The organism is Frankia sp. Cppng1_Ct_nod, assembly GCF_920656135.1.
Lineage (GTDB): Bacteria > Actinomycetota > Actinomycetes > Frankiales > Frankiaceae > Protofrankia > Protofrankia meridionalis.
Map to the genome: position 1 here is coordinate 22,468 of NZ_CAKKTK010000059.1, position 8,143 is coordinate 30,610.

The window sequence follows — 8,143 nt, forward strand, 5'->3', positions numbered from 1 at the left end:
CGCGGTGCCCGTCGGTGCCCATCGGTGCAGACGGCCTCGCGCGGTCAGGACGGGGCGACCGAGACGCGGGAGTGGTCGCCGAGCATGAGCCGGTGTGCCTTCGGGCGCGCGTCGGAAGGGACGACCTCGACGTCCCGGCCGATCAGCGAGTCCTCGATGCGCCCGATCCCCCGGATCGTCGCCCGTTCCAACACGATCGAGTACTCGATCTCGGTCCTCTCGATCGTGCACGCATAGTAGATCGAGGTGAACGGACCGACGTAGGAGTCGACGAGCCTCGTATCCCGACCGATGATGGCCGGTCCGCGCACGGTGGACCGCACCAGCGACGCGCCCTCCTCGATCACGACCCGACCGACGATCGTGCTGTGTTCGTCGACCGTGCCACGAACGTCCGGCTCCACCGACTCCAGCAGATGGCGGTTGGTCTCCAACATGTCGTCGAGCCGTCCGGTGTCCTTCCAGTACCCCTCGACCAGGTGCGGCGCGACCTCGTGGCCGCCGTCGACGAGCCACTGGATCGCCTCGGTGATCTCCAGTTCGCCACGTCCGGACGGTTTGATCGCCCGTACCGCTTCGTGGATCGCCGAGCCGAACAGGTAGACCCCGACGAGCGCGAGGTCGCTCGGCGGGTCCGCCGGCTTCTCGACAAGACGCACGATCTGGCCCTGGGGCCCGAGCTCCGCCACGCCGAACGAGGACGGGTTGGGCACCTTCGTGAGCAGGATGAGCGCGTCCGGCTCCGTGCGTCGGAACTCCTCCACGAGCCCGGAGATACCACCGATGATCAGGTTGTCGCCGAGATACATCACGAACGGCTCGTCGGTCAGGAAGTCACGGGCGATGAGCACCGCGTGGGCAAGGCCCAGCGGTGCCTCCTGGCGAATGTAGGTGACCTCTATACCCAGCGCGGAACCGTCGCCGACCGCGGCTTCGATCTCCGCCGCGGTCTCCCCGACGATGATCCCGACATCTGTGATACCCGCATCCGCGATCGCTTCCAGGCCGTAGAAGAGGACCGGCTTGTTCGCCACGGGAACGAGCTGCTTGGCCGAAGTATGTGTAATTGGGCGCAGCCGCGTTCCGGACCCACCCGCAAGAACAAGAGCCTTCATGATCTGAACCCTACCGTGGACGCCATCTTCGCCAGAAACACAGGCACACCTCGCGAACGTCATTGTTCGGCGCCGACTCCCATTGCCCCACCACCCGGCGTCACATCCCGACGGACCGGTGGCTCACACGAACTGTGGGATACCACAACGGATGCGCCGCCCCTGTTCGGAGTATTTTCGGCTACCGGTACCACAGACGTGTACCACCACATGACGCCGGTCGTGCGGGGTAACACAATGATGCCGGGGCGGATGGTCTACATGCCTGTGAACCGGCACCGGGTCACGGCGGGGGCGGGGGGTACGGTGCGATGATCACTCCACCGAGCGTCTCCGAGGACCGGTCGACCGATCCCGAACAGGACGCGACCGGCAGCCTCGGCACGACCGACACCCCGCGCAGCCGGTCCCTGACCCACAAACTGCTCCTCACGCTTGCAGCCCTGTTGTCCCTGGCGATCCTCACGGTGAGTACCGGCGGTTATGTCATCTACCGCTATTTCGACGCCCAGATCAACAGGGTGGTCCTCGGTCTTGGTGGCGACCGGCCCGCCGACGCCGTCCCCGGGACCGAGAACTTCCTGCTGGTCGGATCCGACAGCCGGGCAGGTACCGGCAACGAATACCAGAGCGAGGGGGTCGTCGCAGGAGAACGCTCCGACACGACCATCCTTGCCCACCTTGATGCCGACGGGACCACCACGTTGGTCTCCTTTCCACGGGACACCTTCGTGGGCATCCCGGGGCACGGCCGTGACAAGCTCAACGCCGCGATCACCATCGGTGGCCCGTCACTGCTCATCAAGACGATCGAAAGCCTCACCGACATCAAAATCGACCACTTCGTATCGATCGACCTCGCCGGCTTCAAGGCCATGACGGATGCCATCGGAGGCGTCACGGTATGTGTCAAACCGTTGCCGAACGGCAGCACGTCGAACCTGCATGACCAGTACTCCCAGTGGCACGGTGTGATTGGGGAAAACCACCTCAACGGTGAGCAGGCGCTGTCCTTCGTCCGACAGCGCTACGGCCTTCCGAACGGGGACTTCGACCGGATCCGCCGCCAGCAGCAGTTCATCAGCACCGTGTTCCGGAAGGCGACGAGCAGCGGGGTGCTGACCAATCCGGCCAGGTTGGAAGGCCTGCTCGCGGCCGCCACGGGCGCACTGACCGTGGACGACGCCACCACCGTCGACGACCTGCGCAACCTCGCGACCCGGCTACGCGCGATGAGCTCCGACACCATCCGGTTCGAGACCATCCCGGTCCGGGAACCGACCGTGGCCGACGGCGCGAACTCCAGCGGTGAGCTCGGCCGCTACGGCTCGGTCCAGCTCTACAACCCGGCCGAGCTGGAGACGTTCCTGGCGCCGTTGCGTGGGCACGGCAGCTCCGCCCCGGGCCCGTCCGCGGGTTCCCCGACACCTGGTGCGCCGGGTCCGTCCGCCCAACCGGCGGTCTCGCCCTCGTCGATCACCGTCAACGTTCTCAACGGCACCACGACCGGCGGGCTCGCGACCAGTACCGCGAAGGAACTGGCCGCCGCCGGTTTCCGGGCCCGCGCCGAGGGCTCCGCCGACCGCCGTGCGGCCACTTCGCTGGTCCGGTACAACCCGGACGCGCTCACCGCGGCGCGCACCGTGGCCGCGGCGGTTCCCGGGGCACAGCTGCGTGAGGACCCCTCGCTCGGCACGGCCATCACGCTGGTGGTCGGAGCCGACTTCGACGGGGTTGACGCGGCGGCCGTGACGGCCGGCTCGGCGGCAGGCGGCACAGCACCGGGCAACACGGGGTCGACGCGTACGGCACCGACACCGTTGCCGACCGCCACAGCAACGCCGCTGACCGCCACAGAACTCACCGAGGCCTGTACCTTTTAGCCGGTCTTCCCGCCTCCTGCGACGGCGGTCGCAGCCGTCACCCATCCAACCCTGCCCGGATACACCCGACAGCAGTCGTTGTGAGTAGCAGTGATGCTACCTGAGGTGGTTTCCGATACCCGATGACGAGACCTCGTTCGCCTCATGGCAACGTCAGAGCAGCGCAAAGCGTCCCAATCGGGGAAGGGCGCGCTGGCTTCATTGAACGAGGCACCGCACATTCGCTCCGGTCAAGGGGGATTGAGGAAGCCGGTGAGTGGTAGATCTGTGCGCCGGCCGGAGCTGCCGCCCGCGCTGAGCCCACGGCGCCCGCTGAACCCCCGCAGCCGCCGGACGCGGTCACCGCTGCGGACGCTGTCGATCGGTGCGGCCGGTGTCCTGTCGCTGGTGATCCTCACCGTCAGCTCCATCGGATGGGCCGCGTACCGGTACTTCAACGACTCGGTCACCGGGGTCGCCTGGACGCCCAGCGGAAACCGGCCGGCCGAACGACCCGGTGAGATGAACATCCTGCTGCTCGGCGACGACAGCCGCGCAGGGACCAACGGCGAGTACGGCAAGGTCGACGGGGTTCGGTCCGACACCACGATCATCGCCCACTTCGGCACGGACGGTTCCCTCACCCTGGTGTCGTTTCCCCGGGACACCCTCGTGACCGTGACACCCGGCATCCGCCAGACGCCCCGGGACGGTAAGGACAAACTCACCAACGTCTTGTCGTACGGTGGGGTCGAGGGGCTCACCCGCACACTGGAGGACCTGACCAGCCTCAAGATCGATCATTTCATCTCGATCGACCTCGCCGGCTTCAAGACCATGACGGACGCCGTCGGTGGAGTGGACGTGTGCGTCGCGCCACCGCCGGGTGGCGGCACGTCGAACCTGAACGACGCCTTCTCGCAGTGGCACGGAAAGCTCGGCATGAACCACCTCAACGGTGACCAGGCGCTGGCCTTCGTCCGCACCCGCCACGCCCTGCCGAACGAGACCTACCGTGTCGCCCGCCAGCAGCAGTTCCTGTCGAGGCTGCTCGACAAGGCCACCAGCGTTGGGGTGCTCACCAACCCCGTCAAGATCACCCAGTTGATCGGCGCCGTCGGTGGATCACTGAAGGTCGACAACGGCCTCACCCAGAACGGCGGCATGATCAAAATAGCGCAACGCCTCAGCGGGCTCGGCAGCGCAAAAGTGACGTTCATCACGATCCCGACCCATGTCCCGTTGCGATCCGAGGGCGCCGTCGACGACGAGGGGCAGATACCCCCACACGGTGACGTGCTGTTCTACGACCCGGCCGGGCTCGCGCAGGTCCTCGCACCGCTGCGGCCCGCTACCGCGGACGACGTCAGCGTCGGTGCTACCGGCCGACCGACGCTGCCACCCAGCCAGGTGACGATCACCGAGGTCCGCAACAAGACCGGTCGCTCGGGCCTGGCCTCGCAGACGACCTCGGAACTCAGCGCCATGGGCTTCACCGGATCACTCAAGCCGACCACCGGTCCGGCCGGACAGGTCATCACGGAGATCCGTTACCCGACCGGGCAGGAAGCTGCCGCGCACACCCTCGCCGGCGTGATCTCCGGCTCACGAACCGTCGAGGACCCGGCGGCCGACAGCGGTCTTGTCGTGGTGCTGGGGGCTTCGTTCACCGGAGTAACCGGCGCACCGGCCACCGCGGCAGGCTCCCATCCCGCAGGCATGACCAGCACGACATCCGCAGGCAGAACGGGCACTCTCGCAAGGACGGGCGCCGCGGGAACATCAAGCGCTACCGGCCCCGCCGGTGCGGCTGCCACGCCCACTGTGGCCCCCACGGTTCCCCCGGCGGACACATCCTGCTCGGTGTGACCGCCATCCACACACCTGGCCACTCAACAATTACGGTGAGCAATCTATGAGCTCCTACGCTTCCCCGTCGGGGCGCCTCCTCGACGGTGTCCTTGACGCCGCACTCGCCGCCGTGACATCCGATGCCCTCGACTCCCCCGGCGGCGCGGACGGTGTTGCCGCGCTGCTGGCCCGCCGGGTACGCGTGGACGCGCCGCGTCCGCTGCTGACCTTCTACGACGACGCCACCGGTGAGCGGACCGAGCTGTCGGCGGCCACCGTCGACAACTGGGTCGCCAAGACCTCGAACCTGCTCGTGGACACAGTCGGGATCAACCCGGGTGACCTGGTCCGGGTCGATCTGCCGCCACACTGGCAGACCGCGGTGGTGCTGCTGGCCTCCTGGTCCGCGGGCGCCGACGTCATTGTCGGCCGGTCCGGCCGGGACGCGGACGGCGATCCGCCCGCCGCGGTGTTCCTCGCCGAGGATGCCCTGGACGCCGCTTTCCCCGCCGGCGACGGAACTGAGATCGTCGCGCTGTCGATGCGTCCGATGAACGGTCGGCTCGCCCGGCCGGTGCCTGGGGTTCTCGACTTCGCGGCGGAAATCCTCGCCCACGGCGACCGCTTCACGCCACCACCGCCACCAGCGAACCAACGAACCCTGGTGCGGCTGGCCGGCTCCTACTCGCGGAGGTGGGAGCTGACCGGTCGCGACCGCATCCTGACAACGGCCGGGTACGACACGCCCGAAGGTCTGCTGGCCGGGCTCCTGAGCCCCCTGGACGCCGGAGCATCGGTCGTGGTGTGTCGAAACATCGATCAGGCGCTTGTTGCCGGCCGGGTCGCCTCCGAACAGGTGACAGCCATCTGCGGACCGATTCCCGGTTCGACTCCGCAGGAACGCACTCCTGCCGGCGCCCGTCGCCTCCGGACAGCCTCGGCGTGATCGCGGAGGAACTCGGCGTCGGGCATGCACCGGCCTTGCTCGTCGAGGTCCAGGCCATCGACTCCCGCCGCCGTGTCCGGACGGTCGGCTGGGCCTACCACGCCCTGGGCCTACCACGCCCTGGGCCTACCTGACCTGACCTGATCAGGCCACCTCCGCCCCCGCATCGACCTCCCGCAGGACACCACTGACCACGTCGTAGATGAACCCTCGAACCGACGTCGAGGCGGCCAGGAACGGGCTGGCACGAAGCCTCGCAACGGATGTCCGGACATCCACCTCAAGATCGCCAAATGCGTGGACGGGCCAGGGCGGGCGGAACCCCGTACGTTCGAACAGCTGCTCGCGAAATCCGTCATCCGTGACGGTCATCATCCCGCACTGGGTGTGATGAAGCAGGATGATCTCAGTGGTACCGAGCTGGTGCTGGCTGACCGCGAGCGAACGGATCATGTCGTCGGTGACCACCCCTCCCGCGTTGCGCAGGATATGGGCGTCGCCTTCGTCGAGACCGAGCAGGGTATTGACGTCCAGCCGAGCGTCCATGCAGGCCAGGACAGCCACTCCGGTGGCCGGGCGGGCCGGGCGGGCCCGAATCGGCTCGCTGCCGGTCCGGCGGGCGGCGGCAAAGTTCTCGGCGCACTGCAGCATTGCGTCGGTGGCGCTGTGAGAGCCTGTGACCCGCGATGAACCGCGAGCGTCGACCATGGTCATGATTGCGCAACCTCCATCGGCGCGGTGGACACAGCAGACGGTGGACACAACGGACAGCGGAAAGACGTGTCGGCGCGCACGGCAGCGTCGCCGCGGTAACCCGCCGGTACGGCACGACGCCTGCCTCGACCCGGCAGACAGCACTCCGGGACACGGCGCGTCGGACCGTGCCCGACCGGAACAAGGATGACTCGACCACGCGGGTTCCGCCAGTGGTTCGACCCGCCGGGGCCCATCCGCGTCACCGACCGCGCGTCGCGACAATCAACCGCACCTCGGCGTCACCAGACGAAGCCGGGGGCATACTTGGCGCAGGGGATCGGCGCACCGGGCAATCCGACGATCGTGCGTCACGAGGTTCTCACTCGTCCGTATCCGGCTATGAACAACTACCAGCCGGCCCGGACCGCGCCTACCGGCTGTGCCGAAATGCGACGAACCCAGGGTGGTTCGATCATGCTTTTTGTGTTGCCGTAGGCCGCAGGGAACCGTTGGGGGGTGGCGGATGAGTCGGTGGAGGCCGTCTGTAAGCTCAGCCGGTGACACAAATCGGTCAAGATCATCTATGGTGAGCATCACGTCGGTGGGCAGTGACCCAAAGCGGTCGCACTGGCAGGTACTCGCTCACGAGATGGCGAAGTTCGGTGTCGTCGGAGGCCTCTGCTACCTCATTGACGTCCTCGTCTTCAATCTGTGCCATGCGATTGTCGGTATGGACCCGCTCAGCGCCAAGACCGTCTCCACGATCGTGGCCGCGACCTGCGCCTACATCGGCAACCGGAACTGGTCCTTCACCCACCGGGCACGCACCGGTCTACGGCGCGAATACACCCTCTTCGCCATCCTCAACGCCATAGGCCTGGCGATCGCGCTCGGGTGCCTCGGGTTTGCCAGCGATGTTCTGAACCTGCACAGTGTGCTCGCACTCAATCTGGCCGGAAACGTCGTCGGTACCGGGCTCGGCACCATCTTCCGGTTCTGGGCGTACAAGCGGTGGGTCTTCCTGCACCCCGATGATCCGAAGGCGGCGGTACAAGCCCCGGCGGACGCACAGCGCCATCACAGCGTCCCTGAGCCCGCCGGCCGCGTCTAGACGTTCCCGTAGCGGAACACTGACGTTTCGATACTATTTCGTTCCCCTGGACCTCGGATGCGCTACGCTCTGGGACCAGTCCACGCGTCATCCCGTCGGCGTCGCGGCCGACGACAGCAGGTGAAGGACGTCGAAGCCACCGGATGACACGCGATGGGTTGGAGCCGGCCGGTCGAAGGTGGAGCAATCATGGTTTTTCTCCCGCCGCCGGCGGCCCTCGGGAGCCAAGGCCACAAGGGGGATGCCGTGGTGCGACCCGCGGTTGACACGACCCGTCCCGGGGGACGCCCTCGGGACGAATCGCGAGACCAGGCGATCCGCCGTGCGGCACTCCAACTGCTCGCGGAGGTCGGCTACGACGGCGTGACCATGGACCGGGTGGCCGCCAGAGCAAAAGCGGGCAAGGCCACGATCTACCGGCGCTGGCCGTCGAAACTCGCTCTCGTCGTGGACGCGATCACAATGAGCGCCGAACAGTCCATGCCCGTTCCTGACACCGGCTCGTTCCGGACGGACATGCTCGCCTTCCTCTCTTCGTTCCGAGATGCGATCGGTGACGACC

The 8,143-nt window shown here is 67.3% G+C and carries 8 protein-coding genes; 6 read left to right on the plus strand and 2 right to left on the minus strand.

The window, feature by feature from the left end:
• Positions 1 to 44: 44 nt before the first annotated feature.
• Entirely contained in the window at positions 45 to 1,115 is a 1,071-nt protein-coding gene (locus NBW77_RS16090) for a glucose-1-phosphate thymidylyltransferase (RefSeq protein WP_250279949.1), read from the minus strand.
• A gap of 311 nt (positions 1,116 to 1,426) precedes the next feature.
• Here NBW77_RS16090 and NBW77_RS16095 point away from each other — a divergent pair, with 311 nt between their 5' ends.
• The 4 genes from NBW77_RS16095 to NBW77_RS16110 all read left to right on the plus strand — a co-directional run bounded on the left by NBW77_RS16095 (position 1,427) and on the right by NBW77_RS16110 (position 5,908).
• Positions 1,427 to 2,998 (plus strand): LCP family protein, encoded by a 1,572-nt coding sequence (locus tag NBW77_RS16095; protein WP_131745632.1) that lies wholly within the window; start codon positions 1,427 to 1,429, stop codon positions 2,996 to 2,998.
• A gap of 252 nt (positions 2,999 to 3,250) precedes the next feature.
• A complete protein-coding gene (locus NBW77_RS16100; RefSeq protein WP_242605620.1) occupies positions 3,251 to 4,846 on the plus strand; it encodes an LCP family protein in 1,596 nt (531 codons plus the stop codon).
• A 46-nt stretch (positions 4,847 to 4,892) separates the two neighbouring features.
• Entirely contained in the window at positions 4,893 to 5,774 is an 882-nt protein-coding gene (locus tag NBW77_RS16105) for a TIGR03089 family protein (protein WP_131745630.1), read from the plus strand.
• Positions 5,771 to 5,908 carry a hypothetical protein gene (locus NBW77_RS16110; protein WP_165485855.1) on the plus strand — a complete coding sequence of 46 codons (138 nt, stop codon included), beginning with the start codon at positions 5,771 to 5,773 and terminating at the stop codon, positions 5,906 to 5,908. Before NBW77_RS16105 ends, NBW77_RS16110 begins: the two co-directional genes overlap by 4 nt.
• Before the next feature lie 10 nt (positions 5,909 to 5,918).
• Here the strand turns inward: NBW77_RS16110 and NBW77_RS16115 are convergent, their stop codons facing one another.
• Positions 5,919 to 6,488, minus strand: a complete 570-nt coding sequence (locus NBW77_RS16115; protein WP_131745629.1) for a beta-class carbonic anhydrase — start codon at positions 6,486 to 6,488, stop codon at positions 5,919 to 5,921.
• 565 nt (positions 6,489 to 7,053) lie between these two features.
• Here NBW77_RS16115 and NBW77_RS16120 point away from each other — a divergent pair.
• Together NBW77_RS16120 and NBW77_RS16125 are read left to right on the plus strand one after the other, a co-directional pair.
• Positions 7,054 to 7,581: a GtrA family protein gene (locus NBW77_RS16120; protein WP_242605619.1), complete on the plus strand. Its 528-nt coding sequence runs from the start codon at positions 7,054 to 7,056 to the stop codon at positions 7,579 to 7,581.
• Positions 7,582 to 7,770: 189 nt separating this feature from the next.
• Positions 7,771 to 8,143: TetR/AcrR family transcriptional regulator (locus NBW77_RS16125; RefSeq protein ID WP_250279950.1), on the plus strand; the 373-nt coding region annotated here is incomplete at its 3' end.